Below are 18,860 nucleotides of genomic sequence, written 5' to 3'. Positions count from 1 at the left end.
TGCGAGCGGAGGGCTGCTGGCGGGATCGGCGGCGATATCAACCTGGTCTAGGGCGACGAGGCCGAAGGCGGGACTCGGGAGCGCGGCCGGCGTTCCCGCTGTTGGTGGGGCCTCGATGGGACTTGGGTTGGGATAGGCAGGCAGCGGCAGCGGCTCGTGAACGCTGTTCCGGCTCGGGTCCGATTGTGCCTGTGCCTCCTCGGCCTGCGCGCAAGCTGGCGCCAGCGCCGCCGCCAGAACGGGCCAGGTCCAGCGCTTCAGCACGGGGTCGTCTTGCCGGAAATGGCGGTCAGGTCCTTGATCTCGGGCAGGCCCGCCGGAACGTAGGGGCCATAGGACTTGGCGCTGATCTCGCTGGTTTCGCCGCTCACGCGCGCGGCGGCGCATTGGCCGCTGAGCACTTTCGACGAATCGAGGAAGGCGAGCCCCGGATTGCTGAGGCCGGCGCTGACGTCGTAGAGGTTGGCGTCGATATTGATCGATCCGTCGACCCGGATGATGTTCAGCCGGTCGGCCGAGCGGATGAAATAGCGCGAGGCAATGACGACGAAAGCGCCGCCCTGCTGACCCTGGGCGAGGATCGTTCCGCCGTTGGTGATCACTGCCAGCGGGTTGCGGATCGTGATCACGCCGCCGGTGCCGGGACCGGACGAGGTGGTGATGACGCCTGGCGCTGACACGCCCTCCAGCCGCAGCAGGCCGGTGCCGACCGGCATGGCGAAGTCGATGTTGCCCGCCGGGCCCGAGACCGAATTGCTCGATATGGCCGCGCCTTCGCGGATCGCGATGTCGTTGGCCGCGATGTGGATCGAGCCCGCGGCGCCGGCTCCCGGCGAGGCAGGAGCGCCGCCGGCGTCATAGGCGTTCGAGGTCGAGATCTGCGTGTCGGGGCCGGTGAGCTCGAGCGAATCGGAATTGAGGTTGATCGATCCGACACCGAAAGCACTGCGCGACACGGCGGTGATCGCGGAGCGGGGCCGGAGCGTGATGCTCTTCGCGGTGATGCCGAGCAGTGCGGTCGAGGGCAGGGCGAAGGCGCCGAGATCGGCGCTGATCGTGCCGCGATCGAGGATCACGTCGTCGGCGGTGATACCGATCGAGCCGGGCAGGCCTCGCGATTGGAGCGAGGTGTTGATCGTGCCGCCGCCCGTGACCGACAGCAGGCCCGTCCTGATCCGGATGTCGCCAGCGTCGCCGGCGTCGGGATCGGTGGTCCCGAGAATGCGGCCGCCGTTGATTCGCAGATTGGTCGCGGCGATGTCGATGCTGCCGGCATTGCCCGTGCCGCTGGCTTCGGAGGAAAGCAGGCCGCCCGGTCCGATCGCGATGTCGCCTGCCGTCACGCTTACCAGGCCGGCGTCTCCCGACGATCCCGGCACACTGCTGGCGGTGATCGCGCCCTGGCCTATTGCCACCTTGCCGGCCTTGACGAAAATGCCGCCGCCGTTGCCCGCGCCATAGGTGCGCGAGGCTATGAGGCCGTCGGTATCCAGCGAAAGGCTGTCAGCGGCCAGGTCGATCCGGCCGCCGGCACTGTCGCCAAAGGTGTCGGTGCTGATCCCGCCGCCCTGCGAGAGACTGACGGTCTTCGCGGCAATGTTGACCACGCCGCCGGCACCGTTGCCGAGCGCCTCCGAACTGATGAATGCGAGGCCGTTCAGAGTCAGCGTGGACGCGGTGATGCCGATGCCACCGGCCTCGCCGCCCTCGCTGTCGCTGCTGATCGCGCTTTCGCTATCGAGCGAGACGGTGTCGGCACTGACCGTCACGCCGCCGCCATTGCCCGATCCTTGTGATACCGAAGCCAGATTGGAGCGATTGGTTATCGACAGCGCCTGGGCCTCGATTTTGATGCCGCCGGCATTGCCCGTGCTGGCGGTCAGGCTGCTTGAGCTGATCACCGCATCGCCATCCATCGATACCAGGCCGGCGACCTCGACGCCGATTCGTCCGGCGTCGCCAGCGTCGAGGGCTTCGGAGACGATCCGTGCGCCGTCCGACAGGGTCAGCGAGCCGGCGCGGATCGAGATGTCGCCGCTGTGGCCGCTGTCGAACGAGCCTGTCGAGACAAAGCCACCATGGGCCATTGTCAGCGCGCCCGCGATCGTCATTTCGATCGCGCCCGCGCGACCCGGCCCCTCGGTCTCCGAGACGATCCGGGCGCCGACGCCGAGGAAGGCCTCGTTCGCGGTCAGCTGGACGCGGCCGCCCATGCCGGTCGAGCCGAAGAGTGCGGAAGTCGAGATCAGGCCGCCGACATTGTGGAGCATGCCGAGGTTCAGCACCACGTCGCCGGCGTTGCCTGCGCCCTCGGTGGAGGAAGTGATCGCGCCGCCATCGCGCAGGTTCAGGCGGTCGGCGGTGACGGTAATGTTGCCGGCGGCACCGTCACCCAGTGCGCCTGAGGTGATGAAGCCACTGTGCTCGATATCGACCGTGCCCGCATTGATCGCGATGAGGCCGGCATGGCCGGTGCCTGAGGAGTTGGTATTGACCGCGCCGCTCGACGACAGGTGCAGTCGGTCCGCGTTGATGACGATGTTGCCACCGTCGCCCGTTCCGTTCGCTTCCGACTTGATCGACGATCCGTCGGAGACGTCGATCAGCCCGGCATCGATCATCAGTGCGCCGGCGTGCCCGGCGCCGCGGGCGCTGCCGTTGATCGTCGACATGCCCGAAAGCGTGATGCTGTCCGAGCGGATCTGCACGAGCCCGGCGTCGCCGTCATCGTTCGAGCCCGAGGCAACGGTCGAATTGGTTTCCAGCGTCAGCGCATCGGCGTCGATCATGATCGCGCCGGCCCGGCCGCTCGAAAATGTCGTCGCGGTGATGAAGGAATTGTTGGCGAGCGACAGCGTGGCGGCGTCGATCGTCACCGCGCCGACATCGCCCGCTGCACCAGCGTTCGACCGCGTGCGGATTTCGCCGGCGTCGAGGCGGATGTCATTCGCCGCGATGCGGACGTCGCCGGTCCGGCTTGCAGTGTTGGTTATCGCCAGGACCTGGCTGCCGGCAAGCACGTCGATTTGGCGCGCGGTCAGCGCGATGTCGGCCCCGGCAACGGTAGGGCCTGCGTCGGTCTGCACCTTCGAATTCTGGAGCGAGAGGGTGTCGGCTGCGATGTCGAAGGTGCGTATCTGGGAATTGGCGACCGTTCGCAGCGTTGAATCCGTTGCCGTGAAATTGCCGGCCAACCCGGCGGGCAGGGGATTTTCCAGTGCGATCTCGGTGGCACCCGTGCCGACAGCGGCCGCGCGCAGGCCACCGGCGATAACGGTCGAATCGGTTGCCGTCAGATTCGCCGCAGACAGGCCCAGCGTGCCGTTCAGCATCACCGTTCGCGACGGATCGGCGAGCGTGATGTTGCCCTGGCCGCCGAGGAATCCGAAGCTGGCCGGGTTGGCGACAGTGAAGCTCGAGCCGCTGGCCGTGCTGGCAGAGAAGCGTGCGCCGTCGGCGAAGCGCAGCTCCTGCGCGGTCGAGAAATGGGCCGCGCCGGCGACGTCGAGGCGGAAGCCGTCGCCGAGTACGATGCCGGCCGGGTTGATGAAGAAGAAGTTGGCGTTGGGCAGGCCCGAGGTGCTGAGCGTGCCCTTGATCGTCGAGACCGATCCTCCCGTGACCCGGTTGATCACCGCAGTCACCGAGGCGGGATTGCCCGCGGTCCATCGCGCCGTCTCGCCGCTGTCGAGCGTGAAAGTGCTGAACGAGTGGAACAGGTTGCCACCAGTCTGGGTGCCACCGGCAATCGTCGTGACCGCACCGGCGCGCGAAGTGGTGGTGCCGGTCTCGTAGCCCGAGCCGGGCGCGTCGGGCACGATCGCGGTCTGGGCCATGGCTGGCGTGGCGATCAGCGCTGCCGTGGCCAGCAGGACGGGACGAAACCTCATCGCCAGCCTCCGAGCAGGGTAAAGCTCGCCCAGACGATCGGATCGGCGAGGTCGCCCCCGCGCGCAATCATTGCGAGTTGGGCGTCGCGCAGCGCGGCGCTCTTGCCGTCGCCGCGCCGGTAGTTGGCGTAGAAAGCCTTCATCAGCTCGACCGTGCCGGTGTCGTTGACTTCCCAGAGTGAGGCGATGGCGCTCTTGGCGCCTGCCTGGATCGCCGCGCCGGCGAGGCCGAGGCTCTGCTCGTCGTCGCCCACCGCGGTCTCGCAGGCGCTGAGGATCAGCAGGTCGAGCAGGTCGCCGCGCGTCGCGTTGCGCCCGATCATGCCGCGCAGTTCCGCCATCGGGATGATGTCGCCGTCGGAAACGATGAACGAGCGGTCCGAGCCGCCGTTGAACGAGGCATGGGTCGCGAGGTGCAGGATGTCGATGCGACGGCCCTGGAGCGCCTTGACCAGGGCGGCGTGGTCGAAGTTCTCCAGCACGATGTTGCGGTGGCCCGAAGGCACGCCTTCGAGCGCGATCGCGCGCACTTCCGAAAGCGTGCCGGCGAGCGCCGGGAACTTGCCGGCGGGCAGATCGACCTCCTTGCCTAGACCCGCCGCGAGCACGGTCGGTTCGGTCCTGCCGTGGGCGGCGCCGGGCTGCGAATAGGCGAGCGCGGGCACCACGGCCAGCCGGGTCCGCTCGATCAGGAAGCGCCCGTCCTTGTCGCGCAGCGCGGCGAAAGGCAGGGCGCCGAGTTCCTGGCCGGGGATCAGCACCAGCGTGGTCTCGGGGCTCAGCTTGGCGGCGATCGGCGCGATCAGGATGTCGTAGAGCCGGCGCGATGCGGCTTCCCAGGCGTCGTCGCCGTCGTAGGCGATCGAGCGGACCATGGTCGCCGTCAGGGTGGTCACTTCGCGCCGGTCTGCAGAGGTGTTGGGCGGCAGGCGCACATAGCGCGCGGTGCCATCGTCGGAGCCGACCGCGTAGATGAGCTCGACCCGGTCGGGCAGGAGCAGCGGGTAGAGCAGGATCTCACCGCTGCGCAGTTCGCTTTCCTTGAGCGGCAGGCTGGTCGGTACGCAGTCGCGACCCAGCAGGCTCTGGATCTCGGCCTGCCGGTACTCCTCGACCACTTCCTGCACGGCCTTGATCGTCGCGGCGTCCATTGTGGTGGCCTGGTCGGGCAGCATCAGCTCGACCAGGGCCTCGAACACGGGTTGGACCTGGGTCGTGAAGCTGCTCTCGTCGGTGATCGGATCGAACCGCGGCAGGATCGGCCGCACCGCGCCCAGCGCGTGGAACGCCGCGCGGATATGCGCAGCCCGCCGGGCGGGCTCGGCCTCGGCGAGCAGCAGGTACAGCCGCGGCATATCGACCGGCGGCGCGGCGGCTTCGGTCTGGATCGCCTGGCGCAGCAAGGCCGCGGCATCGTCGCGCTGGCCGGTGACCAGGGCGAAGCGCGCCGCGGCGGCGAGGGCGCGCGCCCGCAGGATCGGTTCGCTGTCGGCGGAGGCGCCCAGCAACCAGTCGCGCTCGGTGGTGATCCCGGCCGCTTCAACACCCGCGTCGAGGGCAGCCTCGAACGCCGCCGCCGTCAGGCCGAGGCGGCTGCCGGGGAGCGCGATGCTCTCGCTGGCCTGCAGTGCCTCTCGCGCGGTATTGGCTGCCATTTCGCGCAGCTCTGCTTCGTCGCCCGAGCGCCGCTGCGAGAGACTGAGGAGAACGCGCGATAGGCGTACCTGTGCTCGGGTGGCCAGTGCCTGATCGCCCGCCGCTGCGGCGCTGTCGGCGGCGCAACGCAGCGCCGCGATCGTCAGGTTGCTGCCCGTGATCGAGCTCGCATCGTCGCCGTCGAACGCCGCGCAGCCTTCTGCCGGCACGATGGCGCCGGTGGACGGTTGCGAGGTGTCGCTTTGGCCGCGGCGCATACCGCGCACCGCGCCGCGCATACCGCGCGCCGCGCCGCGCACGCCTGTGCTCGATCCGCTCAGACTCAGCAGGCTCAGGCGGTAGGCGGCGATTGCCCCGACATCGCGTTGCGCCCCGCTGAGTCTGTAGGATTGCAGGAAGAGCCGCTTGGCCTGCTCGGGGCTGCCCTGGGAGGCGTAACGCGCGGCTTCTCCGGCAGCGAGGCAGAACCGCGAGAGTGCAGCGGCGCTTGCCGCAGGTTCCTCCGCCGCGACCTTGCCGAGCGTTGTGAGGACGGCATCGGCGGCTCCGGTCTGCCCTTGTCCGGTAAGCAGATCGCGTTCCGCGGTGGCTGAAGCGGCATCCAGCCTGGCATCGCCGCCGCCGTTTGCCCCTGCTTGCCTGCCGTTCGAGCAATAGGAACCGATCTCGGCCGCATGAGCCGAGGACATTCCAAGTGCCGATCCAAGTACTGAAAGCGCCAGCGCGACGCCCGGCAAACCGGGGCGCAGCCAGCGAATAGGCCAGTGATGGATTACCCCCACGGTTGTCACTGCCCTTGTCGAACGCGCCCCGAAACCCTGGTTGTTTTACCGACTATGCGCCCTTTGGCACACAGTCCCGCACCCGCCCTGAAGGGGATATCCCCATCTATGGTCGAGGGGCACAGACCAAATGTCCAAATCGTAATCTCCCGGCCACCACTCCGTCGGGTCCAACTGCGTAAAAGTGGCTTCGACGATCCGGTGCTGTTCTGGCAATCGCCCTGTCATCCCCTGGTGCCGGGTCGTCAACCTTCCTCTCCTGATGGGCTTCGCGATTGACACGTCCCGTGTTCTACGACCAGTCGGGCCGCCGCCGCAAATGGGTCCGGCGGGGGATGCTTGCTGCCATCGTAACGGCGCTTGCGGCCAGTCTGATCTTCGCCTCCACGGTCGTATCTGTTCCGGTGCCTTCGCCGCTGCCGATCGGTTTCGAGCGCATGACGGCGCTGCCGTTCCGCACGCAAGTCAGCCGCTTCAAGCACAAGCTCGTGCATATCATCCACGGCAAGCCGAAAGTCCCAGTGGCGAGCAATCCCGGCAAGCCGCTGACCGTCGCCTTCTACACTTCGTGGACCGATGAGAGCGCGCCCGCGCTGGCGCACCATATCGACCAGATCGACTGGGTCGCGCCGACGCTGTTGTCGCTCGACAAAGGTGGACATCTCGCCGCCACCCAGGACGCGCCGCTGCGGCGGGTGGTGGGCAGCAGCCTGCATCGACCGCTGGTCGTGCCCGTGTTGCAGAACGCCGCCAACGGCACCTGGGATGGCACCGGCACGGCGGCGCTGATGCGCGATCCGCGGCGGCGGACGCAGCTGATCGGCGAAATCTCGCACTATCTCGACAGCACGCACGACGCTGGTGTGATGTTCGACTTCGAGAATCTGCCCGCGAACAGCATGGGCGATCTCGTCCGGCTGGTCGGCGAGACGCGCGCGGCGCTCCAGCCCAGGGGCAAGCTCGTTTCGGTGACCACGCCGATCGACAATCCGATCTGGCCGGTAGGCGATCTCGCCAAGGTTGCCGACCGCGTGATCCTGATGGCCTACGACGAGCACTGGCAAGGCGGACAGCCGGGGCCGATCGCGTCGGATGCCTGGTTCAACGACCGTCTGATTGCAACGCTGCAGGGCCTGCCACCGGGCAAGGCGATCGTCGCCATGGGCAACTATGCCTATGACTGGCACGATGGCCATGCCGACAGCATGACCGTTGAGGAGGCCTGGCAGGCGGCGCGCGACAGCGAGGAGACGCCGATCTTCGACCGCGCCAGTGGCAATGTCGGCTTCTCATATGACGACGATGGCCATCGCCACGACGTGTGGATGCTCGACGCAGCGGCGAGTTGGAATGAGCTGCATACGCTCTCGCGCCTTGGCGTCGGCAATGTCGCGATCTGGCGTCTGGGCTCCGAGGATCCCGGCTTCTGGCCGGCGCTCGGCGCCTGGCGCGGCGGCCAGGCCCGGCCCAAGCTCGAGGCCATAGCGCAGGATGCCAACGTAGACGTCGAAGGGCAGGGCGAAATCCTCAAGATTGCCGCCGTGCCACAGCCCGGGCATCGCATGGTCAACTTCGACCCCAAGACCAATCTGATCCAGGGCGAGAACTACGACCGGCTGCCGACTCCCTATGTCGTCCAGCGCACCGGCGCGCGGCCCAAGCTCGTCTCGCTGACCTTCGACGATGGGCCGGACCCGGTGTGGACACCGAAAATCCTCTCGATTCTCGAGGCCTATCACGTTCCCGCGACCTTCTTCATCGTCGGCGAGAACGGCGTTGCCAACCGCGGCCTGCTTCAGCGCATGGTTGCCGACGGCGACGAGATCGGCAACCACAGCTACACCCACCCGAACATGGCCGACGAGCCGGAGACCGGGATCGATCTCGAGCTCAACGCCACACAGCGGCTGATCGAGGCCTTCACCGGTCGCTCGACCCGCCTGTTCCGCGCCCCTTATTTCGGCGACGCCGAGCCGACCACGGCCGACGAACTGCTGCCGGCGCTGGCCGCGCAGCGGCAGGGCTATACCGTCGTCGGGCTCCACGCCGATCCGGGCGACTGGACGCGTCCGGGCACGCAGGCGATTGTCGACCGCACGCTGGCCGACATCGAGAATCAGACGCCCGATCGCACCGCCAATGTCGTGCTGCTGCACGATGGCGGCGGTGACCGCTCACAGACGGTCGCCGCGCTGCCGGCGATCATTTCGGGACTGCAACACGCCGGCTATCGCATCGTACCGACTGCGACGCTGGCAGGTCTTGACCGCGACCAGGTAATGCCCAGAGTGGAGGGCATCGATCTGGCCGCGGTCAGGACAGACGTATTCGCCTTCACCGTAATCGGTGCCTTCATCGTCGCGCTCAACTGGACGTTCTTCTTCGCCATTTCGCTGGGCGTGCTGCGCGCGGTGGGGATGACGGTGCTGGCGCTGCTGCGCAAGCGGCTGCAGCCGAAGCCTGCACCGGCCGAAACTCCGTTTGCGCCGCGGGTCAGCGTAATCATCCCGGCCTACAACGAGGAAACGGTGATCGAGTCGTCGATCGCGCGGATCCTCGAGAGCGACTACGACAACATCGAGATCATCGTCGCCGACGACGGTTCGAAGGACCGCACCAGCGCGATCGTTTCGGAGGCCTTCCCCGAGCATCCGAAGGTCACGCTGCTGACGATGACCAATGGCGGCAAGGCTTCGGCGCTCAACCGTGCGCTGCTGGTCGCCAGCGGCGAGATCGTCGTCGCGCTCGATGCCGACACCCAGTTCGAGCGCGAGACCATCTCGCGCCTCGTCCGCTGGTTCACCGACGATCGCATCGGCGCGGTCGCGGGCAATGCCAAAGTCGGCAACCGGGTGAATCTCGTCAGCCGCTGGCAGGCGGTCGAATATGTCACGGCGCAGAACATCGAGCGCCAGGCATTGACGCGCTTCGATGCGATCATGGTCGTGCCCGGGGCGGTCGGCGCCTGGCGGCGGCAGGCGCTCGACGACGTCGGCGGCTATCCCGAGGATACCCTGGCCGAAGACCAGGATCTCACCATCGCCATCCAGCGCCGCGGCTGGCGCGTCGCCTACGACGAGGACGCCGTGGCCTGGACCGAAGCGCCGGAGACTTTCCGCGCGCTGTCGAAGCAGCGCTTCCGCTGGTCGTTCGGGACGCTGCAGTGCCTGTGGAAGCACCGTGCCGTCCTCGGCCGCGGCAAGCCGAGCGGCATCGCGCTCGTCGGCATGCCGCAGGCCTGGCTGTTCCAGATCGTCTTCGCGGTGATCTCGCCGGCGATCGACTTGGCGCTGCTGGTCTCGATCGGCGGGACCATCCTGCGCGTGACCCAGCACGGCTGGGCCCAGACCCAGACCGACGTGCTGCGCATGGCCGCCTATTGGCTCGGCTTCACCGCGGTCGACCTGCTCTGCGGCTTCGTGGCCTACCGGCTCGACGTGCGCGAGAAGCGGTTCCCGGCTTTCCTGCTGCTCGCCCAGCGCTTCATCTATCGCCAGCTCATGTACAGCGTCGTCATCCGTGCGGTCGGTTCGGCATTGCAGGGCATGGGCATCGGCTGGGGCAAGCTCGAGCGCACCGGCAGCGTCAATGCGCTGGCGTCAGCGGGGCAGGCGGAGCGTCGCGATCAGGCCGCCGAGATCGGACGCATCGCCGCCTGACAACTCGAGCGCGCCGCCGTGGAGCTGCGCCACTGCCGCGACCATGGCGAGGCCGAGCCCGGCACCCGGCTGCTTGCGGGCATCGTCGAGCCGGGTGAAGCGGTCCATGACGCGCTCGCGGTCCTCGGCGTCGATGCCGGGTCCGTTGTCAGCCACGGTAACCAGCGCCCAGGGCCCTTCGGCGGCGCAGCGCAGCGTGATCCGGTCGCCGCCATATTTGATCGCGTTGTCGATCAGGTTGGCCAGGGCCCGCGACAGCAGTTCGCGGTCGCCCTTCACCCGGACTGCATCGATGGTCCAGTCGAGCACGATGTTCGACTGCTCGGCTAGCGGCTCGTATAGCTCGGTCATGTCCTCGACGACTTCGCCGAGTTCGATCATACGGCGGCGATCCTCGATCGTGCCGCTTTCGAGCCGGTCGAGCTCGAGCGCAGTGGCGAGCATGGCCTGGAGCGCTTCGGCATCGTCACGCGCGCGCTGCAGGGCTTCGCCGGCGCGCTCGTCCATGTCGCAGGCGAGCGCGGTGTCGATCGAAGCTCGGAGGCGGGCCACCGGCGATTGCAGGTCGTGCGCCAGCGCGCCCGAGACCGAATGGAGCTGCTTTATCAGCATGTCGATGCGCTCCGCCATCAGGTTCATCTGGCGGCGTAGATGGTCGAAGCCGTCACCGACGTCCTCGCGCGGAAAGCGCGCAGCGAAATTGCCCGAGCCGAGCGCTTCGGCGGTTTCGGCAATGGCATGGGTGCGGCGGCTGATCACGCTGCCGAGCAGCACGGCGCTCAGCAGCGCGAGCGCGACGGTCAGGGCCACGGTCAGGCCAACCGCTTCGGCGAAAGCCAGATCGAAGCGGTTGTCGGCGTCGGTCAGCGCACCGACGATGAGCTCCTCGTTTTCCGGCAGTCGCGTTGCCAGGGCGAAACCGTCGCGGCGGGCATTGCCATCGAAAGGGAGATGGACGATGCCCGGCCGGTCGTAGGGCACGCCGTCGGGCATTTGGGCGACGTTGTTGAGCAAAGTGCCGTGCGGCCCGGTCAGCGCCACGAAAATCACCGGGTCGGCCAGGCTGCCCTTGTCGCGCGAAATGAATTCGTGGAGTTCGGCGTAACCACCGTCGTAGTAGGCGGCCAGCAGATCGTCGCGCACGTCGTGCACCTGCCGCGTGCGGTCGGCATGGACGATATCCTGCATCTGGGTGCGCAGCAGGTAGATCGCAGCACCGCTCGACAGGAACTGCAGCATGAAGATCGCGATTCCCAGGCCGACAATCGTAGAGGTGAACATCCGCCGCATCGGGATGGCAATCTAGTCCGCGGAAAGCCGGTAGCCGGCCCCGCGCACGGTGTGGAGCAGCGGCTGCGCCTCGCCATCGTCGATCTTGCGGCGCAACCGGCTGATATGGACGTCGATGACATTGGTGCCGGGATCGAAGTGGAAGTCCCAGACCGCCTCGAGCAACATGGTGCGCGTCACCACCTCGCCCTCGTGCAGCATCAGATATTCGAGCAGGCGGAACTCGCGCGGCTGCATGACGATCTTGCGCTTGCCGCGCTTGACCTGGCGCGCGAGGCGATCGAGCTCGAGATCGGCGCAATGCAGCACGGGCGTCTGCTGCGGCGCGCTGTTGCTGGTCTGGCCGCGTCGCATCAGCGCCTGAATGCGCGCCAGCAGCTCGGTGAAGGCGAAGGGCTTGCCCAGATAGTCGTCGGCGCCGTGGGTCAGGCCCTCGACGCGGTCGTCGGTCTGGCGCAGGGCCGAAAGCATCAGCACCGGCGTGCCGACGTCGGCCGCGCGCAAGGCCTTGAGCACGGCAAGGCCGTCCATTCCCGGCAGCATGCGGTCGAGGATGATGACGTCGAAGGCACCGTCGCTCGCGAGAAACAGACCGTCGCGCCCGTTGCTCGCGCGGTCGACGGTGTAATTGGCTTCGCCGAGACCGTTGCCGATATATTGCGCCAGCTGGTCGTCGTCCTCGACCACCAGAATGCGTCCCGCCATCGTTTTCTCCCTAGATATGACGAGCAGTTAATCTCTTCCCCACCGCAAGGATAGTCTTGCCAGGCCACTACTTGCACCATGGGATCAACGCGCTGGCGATGGACGAGGGTGATTTCGGGTGTGATTCCGGCGCTTTTGCTGCTCGGCATCGGCCTGATGGTGCTCGGCGGCTATTTCGAGAACCAACCTTTCGCCTTGCACTGGCCTCGCCAATCGGACGAGCAGCATCCGGGGCGCTATCCGCTCGCCGCGGTCTATTGGTCTGGCGACATGGGCATGCGCATGGGCACCGGCGAGGCGATCGTGGAGAGCCTGCGCGCGCGCGGCATCCCGGTGCTCAGCGTCAGTTCGCCGGCGTTGTTCGCGCAGCAGCGCGACCGCGCCTTCGTCGATCGCAGCGTCGCGCGGTCGCTGTCGGAGGCGCTGGCCGAGAGCGGGGCGCAGCGGCTTGCGGTGATCGGCAGCTCGTTCGGCGCGGATATCGTCGGCAGCGGTCTGGGTCGGGTCGCGCCCGAGCTCCGACAACGCATCGCCTCGGTCGTCCTGGTCGTGCCGGCGACCGATGTCTACTTTCACGCCAATCCGCTGGGCATCTTCTACCGCGGCCCGGCGGCGGCCGATCCCGACCATACGATCCCGCTGCTCCGCGGCTTGCCGGTGACCTGTATCTTCGCGACCGAGGAGGATGGCGGCCTCTGCCGCACGGCGGTGATGGCGCGGGCGCGCCGCATCGGCATCGACGACGGCCATCGCATGCTGTTCAGTCATGGTCCATTGACCGCGGCGGTCGACACCGCCGTGCTGAATCCGCCCGCACCGCTGCGCTGACGGGAGCGAATGGCTCAGAAGCGTGGCATCGTCGTGCTGCCACGCCCCGGCCGTGACGGTGCGGGGGCCGGAACGCTCGGCGAAGCGGTGCCGCTGATGCCGAGACCGGAGGATGGGTCGCTCTGCAACATGGGGGCGCCGCGATCGTCGCTCGCCGGCGGGCCGTAGGCTTGCAGTGTCGGACCTTCGCTGCCCGGCGGATTTTGCTCGGTGGCAAGTTCGGGAGTCTGGTCCTGATGCGGCTGCGCGGTGGAAGGCGCCGGCGTGGGTTCGGGCGACGGGCTCAGCTTGCCGGGCTCTTTCACAGCCTTGGGTTTCGGCGCGAGAGTCGGAGCGGTCGAGGCAAACCTCTCGGGTTCACGAGACGGGGCTGCGGTAGGGCTTTCCGGCTTGACCTGTGGCAGCGGCGCCGGGGCCTGCTGCACTATCTGCGGTGCGGCGGCCTGCGGTGCCGGATCGACCGAACCTTGCTGCAGGAACAGCGCGGCGACCACGCTCGCGGCGATCGCAGTGCCGATCGCATGCGGCAGCCACCGCCAGCGGCGATGTTCGGGCGGGGCGGCAACCGGTGCCTGCTCCTCGGCCGGCTCGCCGCGATCCTGCGGCAGGCGCGTGGCATTGGCGACGATGCGCGCGGCGAGACCCGCCGGCAGCGCGGGCTGCGGCAACTGGCCCAGCCTGTCGGCGAGGCGAAGGTCGCGGTTCAGATCGGCGTCGCTCACTGCAGCAGCTCCAGATCCTCGATCTGGACGCCACGCGCCTCGAGCAATTCGCGCAGACTACGCCTAGCCCTGAACAGCAGCGACTCCATGGCCTTCAGATTGAGCTCCAGCACTTGTGCGGCATGTATGTTGCTCAAGCCTTCGAAATAGCAAAGCACAATCGCCGCACGGTGACGGCCGGGCAATGCCGCGAGCGCGTCGTCCACCGCACGGCCGAGGCGGTCGATCGCCAGCGAGCGCTCGGGCGAGGGCGCATCGTCGGCGATCTCGGGCAGGACGTCGGTGGTGACCACGCGGAACCGGCGCAGCCGGTCGAGGCAACGGTTGACCACCACCCGGTGCAGCCAGGCGCCGAGGCCGCCGCCGCGCGCTGTCCATTTGGGTGCCGACTGCCAGAGCCGGGCGAAGGCGTCCTGGGTGATGTCCTCGGCCTCTTCGGCATTGCCGAGCATGCGGTAGGCGACGCGGTAAAGCCGCGGCGAATGACGTTCGACCAGTTGGGTGAAGGCGGCGACGTCACCTTGCGCGACGGCGACCATCAGGCCCTCGTCGCCGGCTCCCTCGCCGGAGGTCACGCGCGGTGCAGGCGGCGCTGGGGCCTCGGCAGAACTGCCGACGAGCACCGTGCTGAAATCAGGGCTCTGGTCGAATGTCACACGCCACCCGCTATCCCACGGGAGCTTCGGCTTGGGCCGTGCTCCCGTCCGCCATGCTTGGCTAGGGGTGGGCGGATGAACGCTGGATTTATGCGTGGCGGCAACGGACGACCGTACATTTTTTTACAATTGGCGCGAAGGGGCTGGCCGACCGGGCCGTTAAGTCCGCCGTGAGCTTCGCTGCGCCAACCGGCCCGTCTATCCCCCCGCCACCCCTGGCGACCGGCCCGTTCCCGCGGCGAAGCTCCGCCCCATCTTTCCGGCAACAGGACCTTTCCCCACGATGCGCAGATTCCCGACGACCCCTTGCCTTGCCGCTGTCGCGGCCGTTCTCGCTGCCGGCCCCGCCCTGGCGGCGACTTCGGTCAGCACGTCGACGACCACGCCGCTGGTGACCTCGGGCGCGGGCGACGTCACGGTCACCTCGGCCGGTACGATCTCGGTCCCTTCCGGCGCGGTAGTGACCGTCGACAGCAGCAACACGGTGAGCAACGCGGGCAGTCTCAAGGCGGCGGGCGCGAACGGCGCTTCGGGCGTGACGGTCAACGCCGGCACTTCGACCACGATCACCAACTCGGGCACGATTGCGGTCACCGAGAACTTCGTGCCGGCCGATGCAGACGCCAACGGTATCGCCGATGGGCCAATCGCCTCGGCCAGCAACCGCTACGGCATCCACACGCTCGCGGGTGGGACGGTGACGGGCAATATCATCAATTCGGGCACGATCACGGTCGAGGGGCTGAACTCGGGGGGCATCGTGCTCGATGGCGCGCTTGCCGGTTCGCTGACCACTAGCGGCACGATCACGGTGACCGGCGACTACAGCACGGCGATCAAGACCGGCGCGGTCAGCGGCAACGTCCTGATCAGCAATGGCACCGTCACCGCTGTGGGCGAGGGCGCGACTGCGCTGGCCGTGACGGGCGATGTTGGCGGCACGGTAACGATCCAGGGTACGGTGCAACAGGCGGTCTCCTTTACCAACGACAACAGCGCGACGGTCACGCTGTCGCGCAGCGATCTGCGGGTCGGCGCTGCGGCTGCGACGATTTCGGGCAATGTCGCCGGCGGTGTCATCGTCGGCGTGCCGCCCACCATCTCGACCAGCAACACCGATGTCGACGGTGACGGCATCCCCGATGCGTCGGAAGGAACGGGCTCGATCATCTCCTACGGCAACGGGCCGGCGCTGCAGATCGGCGGCGCCACCCCGATTACGATCGGCCCGGTCACCGGTTATACAGGCGGTTATTCGCTGGTCGTCGACGGGTCGGTGAAGGGCAACGCCTATTACACCTCGACCGATGCCTACGGCGTCGTGATCGGCGGCCAGGGCGGCACGGTGAGCCTGCCTGGCGGCATTGCGGTCAACGGCACGGTGACCGCGGCGACCGTTGATTCCGCAGCGACCGCGCTGCTGATCAACTCGGGCGCCACGGTTTCCAAGCTCTACAACAGCGGCACGATCAGCGCGACCATCTCCTCGCCCGGCGACGGCACGGTCTACGGCGTACGCGATCTGTCAGGGACCCTGACCTCGATCGAGAACACCGGCGCGATCTCGGTCGGCGGTACCAGCGATGACGTGCGCCAGGCGATCAACCTCTCGTCGAACACCACGGGCGTGACGATCAACCAGCACATCAACGACGCCGATGCCGCTACCCGCGCAACCGCCGAGAAGAACGGAACGGTCGACCCCACGGTCTATACGTCGATCTCCGGCGACATCGTCACGGGATCGGGCAATGACACGCTGACCGCGAGCGACGGCACGATCACCGGCAACACCTATTTCAACGCTGGCGACGACACGCTCCAGCTCTCCGGCCGGGCTGTCTATACGGGCAACGTCAATTTCGGCACCGGAGCGGCGAGCGCGGCGCTTTCGGGCACTTCCTCGTTCACGGGCGCGATCGACTTCGCCGGTGTGGCGGGGGTGCTGACGATCGCGGACACGGCCAAGTTCAGCGGCAATATCCTCAATGGCGGTGCCGCCTCGGTGACGGTGAACGGCGGAACCTTCGGGGCCAATGCCGCCAATACGATCACGGTGGGTACGTTGACGGTCAACTCGGGCGGCACGCTGGGCGTCTATGTCAACAGCGCCAGCCATACGAGCTCGCACGTTATCGCCAACACTGCGACTTTTGCCGACGGCGCGAAAGTCAGCGCGACGATTTCCTCGCTGGTCGGGGCGGAGGGCAGCTACACCGTGCTCACGGCCGGCACGCTGAACGGCAAGGTCACTTTCGATAGCACGGCCACCAGCCTGCCTTACATCTACAACGGCGCGGTAACTGCTTCGGGCAACGACCTGATCCTGACTATCGAGCGCAAGACCGCCGACGAAATCGGCCTGCGCCGTGCGGCAGCACAGGGGTATGACGCGATCCTCGACGCGGCGGTGAACGATACCAAGATGTCCGGCGACATCCTCGGCATTACCGACGGCGCGACACTCCAGACCCATTTCGACCAGTTGCTGCCCGATCATGCCGGCGGCATCTTCGATAGCGTGACGCGCGCCTCGCGGCTTGTGGCGCAGCACGTCATGGACAGCGATTCGATTTTCAAGGTCGACGACAGCAAGATCACGGGCTGGTTCGAGCCGGTAATGTGGCATGCGAACAAGGATACGACCGATACCCAGTCCTACAAGATCACGGGTTGGGGGCTATCGGGCGGGCTCGAACGTATCACGAGCATCGGCCAGTTCGGCCTGTCCTACGCCTGGCTGAAGAGCAACATCGACGACAACGGCGGAACCGGCAAGCTCAAGGCGAGCCAGCACGAGTTCGGCCTGTCGTGGCGCCTTGCCCAGGGTCCGTTCTATGCCTTCGCCCGCGGCTCTGCGGCGCGCGTCTCGGTGTCGAGCGCGCGTACCTTCGACGGGACCAATGCCGGGACCGCCTTCACCTATTCCAATACCGCGAAATGGAAGGGCTGGCTCTATTCTGCGACCGCCGGCGCCTCCTACGACTTCGCGCTGGGCGACCAGTTCAAGCTGCGGCCCAAGGCCGTGCTCGACTATTACCGGCTGCACGAGAACGGCTATACCGAGACGGGCGGCGGTGAAGCGATGGACCTCACCGTGGCGGCGCGCAACAGCACGGCGCTGAACGCCACGACGACGATGACCGCGTCCTACAGCTTTGGCCGGCCGACGCGCGACCTGCGGCCGCTGACGCTGGAGCTCGAAGGCGGCCGGCGCAATTTCCTGTCGGGGGCGCTCGGCACGACCAACGCGAACTTCACGGATGGCGACGTCTTCTCGATCACCCCCGACAAGCAGCAGAGCGCATGGATCGGCGAAGTGCGGCTGCTGGCGGGCGGCTTCGACTTCACCTGGAAACTCGCTGCCCGCGCCGAGCGGACCGACTACGGCACCGACTATTCGGGCCGTGCTTCGCTGAGTGTCGCGTTCTGAGGCCGCGGCAGTCGTTGCGGCGCTGGCGGGGATCGTCGAGACGCACCATATGGGCGAGACGGACCCTGTACCGGGAGGCTGCCTCGATGAACCCGTTGCTCGACCGTCTCGGCGTCAGGCTGCCGATCATCCAGGCGCCGATGGCCGGGACTTCGACCCCGGCCATGGCCGCAGCGGCCACCAATGCCGGCGCGCTGGGATCGATCGGCGTCGCCGCGATGGATGCTGCCGCCGTCTGCAAGGCGATTGTCGACGTCCGCGCGGCGACCGACGGGCCGTTCAACGTCAACGTGTTCTGCCACTGCCCGGCGACGCCGGACCCGGTGCGCGAGCGCGCCTGGCTGGAGGCGCTGCGCCCGGTGTTCCACCGCTTCGGCGTCGAGCCGCCCGCGGCGATCGGTGAGATCTACAAAAGCTTCCTGACCGACACGGCGATGCAGGAACTGCTGCTCGAAGCGCGGCCGCCGGTCGTCAGCTTTCACTTCGGCCTGCCCTCGGACGACGTGATCGTGCGGCTGAAAGCGGCGGGCATCGTCCTGCTATCGACCGCGACCAATCTCGCCGAAGCCCAAGCTGCCGCCGCCGCCGGCATCGACGCGATCGTCGCGCAAGGGATCGAGGCGGGCGGGCACCGCGGCATGTTCGATCCTGCCGCTCCCGATGCGGAACTCGGCACGCTGGCCTTGACCCGCCTGCTGGTCAGCCGGATCGATCTTCCCATCATTGCGGCGGGCGGGATCATGGACGGCGCCGGCATCGCTTCGGCCCTGGCGCTCGGTGCCGCGGCCGCGCAGCTCGGCACCGCGTTCGTCGCTTGCGCGGAATCGGCCGCCGATGATGCCTATCGTGGCGCGCTGCGCAGCCAGGCCGCCTTTGCCACGGAGTTCACCAAGGTAATCTCCGGCAGGCCCGCACGGTGCCTGCCGAACGGCTTTACCGCGCTGGCGCAGGCCGAACTGGCCGGGCTGACTCAACCCGACTACCCCATCGTCTATGATGCGGGCAAAGCGCTCATCGCTGCGGCGCGGGCGGCGGGAGATGGCAGGTTTGGTGCGCAATGGGCGGGGCAGGGGGCTCCGCTCGCCCGTTCGCTGCCCACCGCCGAGTTGATTGCCGAACTCAAGCGTGAGCTGGCAGCGGTGCGTGCCTCCTAGGGCAAAGACCTCATCGCCTGGTTGACAGTGAGCCAACGTGTATCGCATCAGCGACGCGCCATCATAGAGGTGGGCGCCGGCGGAC

The 18,860-nt window shown here is 67.6% G+C and carries 10 protein-coding genes; 4 read left to right on the top strand and 6 right to left on the bottom strand.

Translation table 11 applies throughout. The features are described from left to right. Nucleotides 1-257: 257 nt before the first annotated feature. Together KRR38_RS14265 and KRR38_RS14260 are read right to left on the bottom strand one after the other, a co-directional pair. On the bottom strand, nucleotides 258-3,890 hold the full coding sequence (locus KRR38_RS14265; protein WP_217402532.1) for a filamentous hemagglutinin N-terminal domain-containing protein: 3,633 nt from the start codon (nucleotides 3,888-3,890) through the stop codon (nucleotides 258-260). Next, nucleotides 3,887-6,235: a CHAT domain-containing protein gene (locus KRR38_RS14260; protein ID WP_217402530.1), complete on the bottom strand. Its 2,349-nt coding sequence runs from the start codon at nucleotides 6,233-6,235 to the stop codon at nucleotides 3,887-3,889. The genes KRR38_RS14265 and KRR38_RS14260 overlap by 4 nt, the downstream gene beginning before the upstream one ends. A gap of 368 nt (nucleotides 6,236-6,603) precedes the next feature. Between KRR38_RS14260 and KRR38_RS14255 the strand changes: the two genes are divergently transcribed. Beyond that, complete coding sequence (locus KRR38_RS14255) at nucleotides 6,604-9,987, top strand: glycosyltransferase (RefSeq protein ID WP_217402528.1); 3,384 nt, start codon at nucleotides 6,604-6,606, stop codon at nucleotides 9,985-9,987. Here the strand turns inward: KRR38_RS14255 and KRR38_RS14250 are convergent. Together KRR38_RS14250 and KRR38_RS14245 are read right to left on the bottom strand one after the other, a co-directional pair. After that, nucleotides 9,928-11,268, bottom strand: coding sequence for a HAMP domain-containing sensor histidine kinase (locus KRR38_RS14250; RefSeq protein WP_254514800.1), 1,341 nt, complete (start codon nucleotides 11,266-11,268; stop codon nucleotides 9,928-9,930). The two genes, KRR38_RS14255 and KRR38_RS14250, sit on opposite strands and share 60 nt — an antisense overlap. A 21-nt stretch (nucleotides 11,269-11,289) precedes the next feature. After that, a complete protein-coding gene (locus tag KRR38_RS14245; protein ID WP_217402526.1) occupies nucleotides 11,290-11,982 on the bottom strand; it encodes a response regulator transcription factor in 693 nt (230 codons plus the stop codon). A 108-nt stretch (nucleotides 11,983-12,090) separates the two neighbouring features. Between KRR38_RS14245 and KRR38_RS14240 the strand changes: the two genes are divergently transcribed. Next, nucleotides 12,091-12,810, top strand: a complete 720-nt coding sequence (locus KRR38_RS14240) for an AcvB/VirJ family lysyl-phosphatidylglycerol hydrolase (RefSeq protein WP_309141050.1) — start codon at nucleotides 12,091-12,093, stop codon at nucleotides 12,808-12,810. A 14-nt stretch (nucleotides 12,811-12,824) separates the two neighbouring features. Here KRR38_RS14240 and KRR38_RS14235 read toward each other — a convergent pair whose 3' ends face one another. Further along, the gene (locus tag KRR38_RS14235) at nucleotides 12,825-13,532 is read right to left on the bottom strand and encodes a hypothetical protein (protein ID WP_217402522.1); all 708 of its coding nucleotides are present in this window, start codon (nucleotides 13,530-13,532) and stop codon (nucleotides 12,825-12,827) included. Then, nucleotides 13,529-14,188, bottom strand: coding sequence for an RNA polymerase sigma factor (locus KRR38_RS14230; protein ID WP_309141049.1), 660 nt, complete (start codon nucleotides 14,186-14,188; stop codon nucleotides 13,529-13,531). Before KRR38_RS14230 ends, KRR38_RS14235 begins: the two co-directional genes overlap by 4 nt. A 283-nt stretch (nucleotides 14,189-14,471) precedes the next feature. On the opposite strand from KRR38_RS14230, the gene KRR38_RS14225 reads away from it, so the two are divergent. Then, complete coding sequence (locus tag KRR38_RS14225; RefSeq protein ID WP_217402520.1) at nucleotides 14,472-17,621, top strand: autotransporter domain-containing protein; 3,150 nt, start codon at nucleotides 14,472-14,474, stop codon at nucleotides 17,619-17,621. Between the two features lie 86 nt (nucleotides 17,622-17,707). After that, nucleotides 17,708-18,775 (top strand): nitronate monooxygenase family protein, encoded by a 1,068-nt coding sequence (locus KRR38_RS14220; protein WP_217402515.1) that lies wholly within the window; start codon nucleotides 17,708-17,710, stop codon nucleotides 18,773-18,775. The last annotated feature ends 85 nt before the right edge of the window (nucleotides 18,776-18,860 follow it).

Origin of the sequence: Novosphingobium sp. G106 (assembly GCF_019075875.1) — a bacterium.
GTDB lineage: Bacteria > Pseudomonadota > Alphaproteobacteria > Sphingomonadales > Sphingomonadaceae > Novosphingobium.
This window is presented reverse-complemented; position numbering and strand designations above follow the sequence as displayed.

What these genes read in the sequence shown, in the direction of transcription:
- KRR38_RS14265 (WP_217402532.1), bottom strand. Translation starts at nt 3,890, where the DNA reads ATGAGGTTTCGTCCCGTCCTGCTGGCCACGGCAGCGCTGATCGCCACG.
- KRR38_RS14260 (WP_217402530.1), bottom strand. Translation starts at nt 6,235, where the DNA reads ATGTCCTCGGCTCATGCGGCCGAGATCGGTTCCTATTGCTCGAACGGC.
- KRR38_RS14250 (WP_254514800.1), bottom strand. Translation starts at nt 11,268, where the DNA reads ATGTTCACCTCTACGATTGTCGGCCTGGGAATCGCGATCTTCATGCTG.
- KRR38_RS14245 (WP_217402526.1), bottom strand. Translation starts at nt 11,982, where the DNA reads ATGGCGGGACGCATTCTGGTGGTCGAGGACGACGACCAGCTGGCGCAA.
- KRR38_RS14225 (WP_217402520.1), top strand. Translation starts at nt 14,472, where the DNA reads ATGCGCAGATTCCCGACGACCCCTTGCCTTGCCGCTGTCGCGGCCGTT.
- KRR38_RS14220 (WP_217402515.1), top strand. Translation starts at nt 17,708, where the DNA reads ATGAACCCGTTGCTCGACCGTCTCGGCGTCAGGCTGCCGATCATCCAG.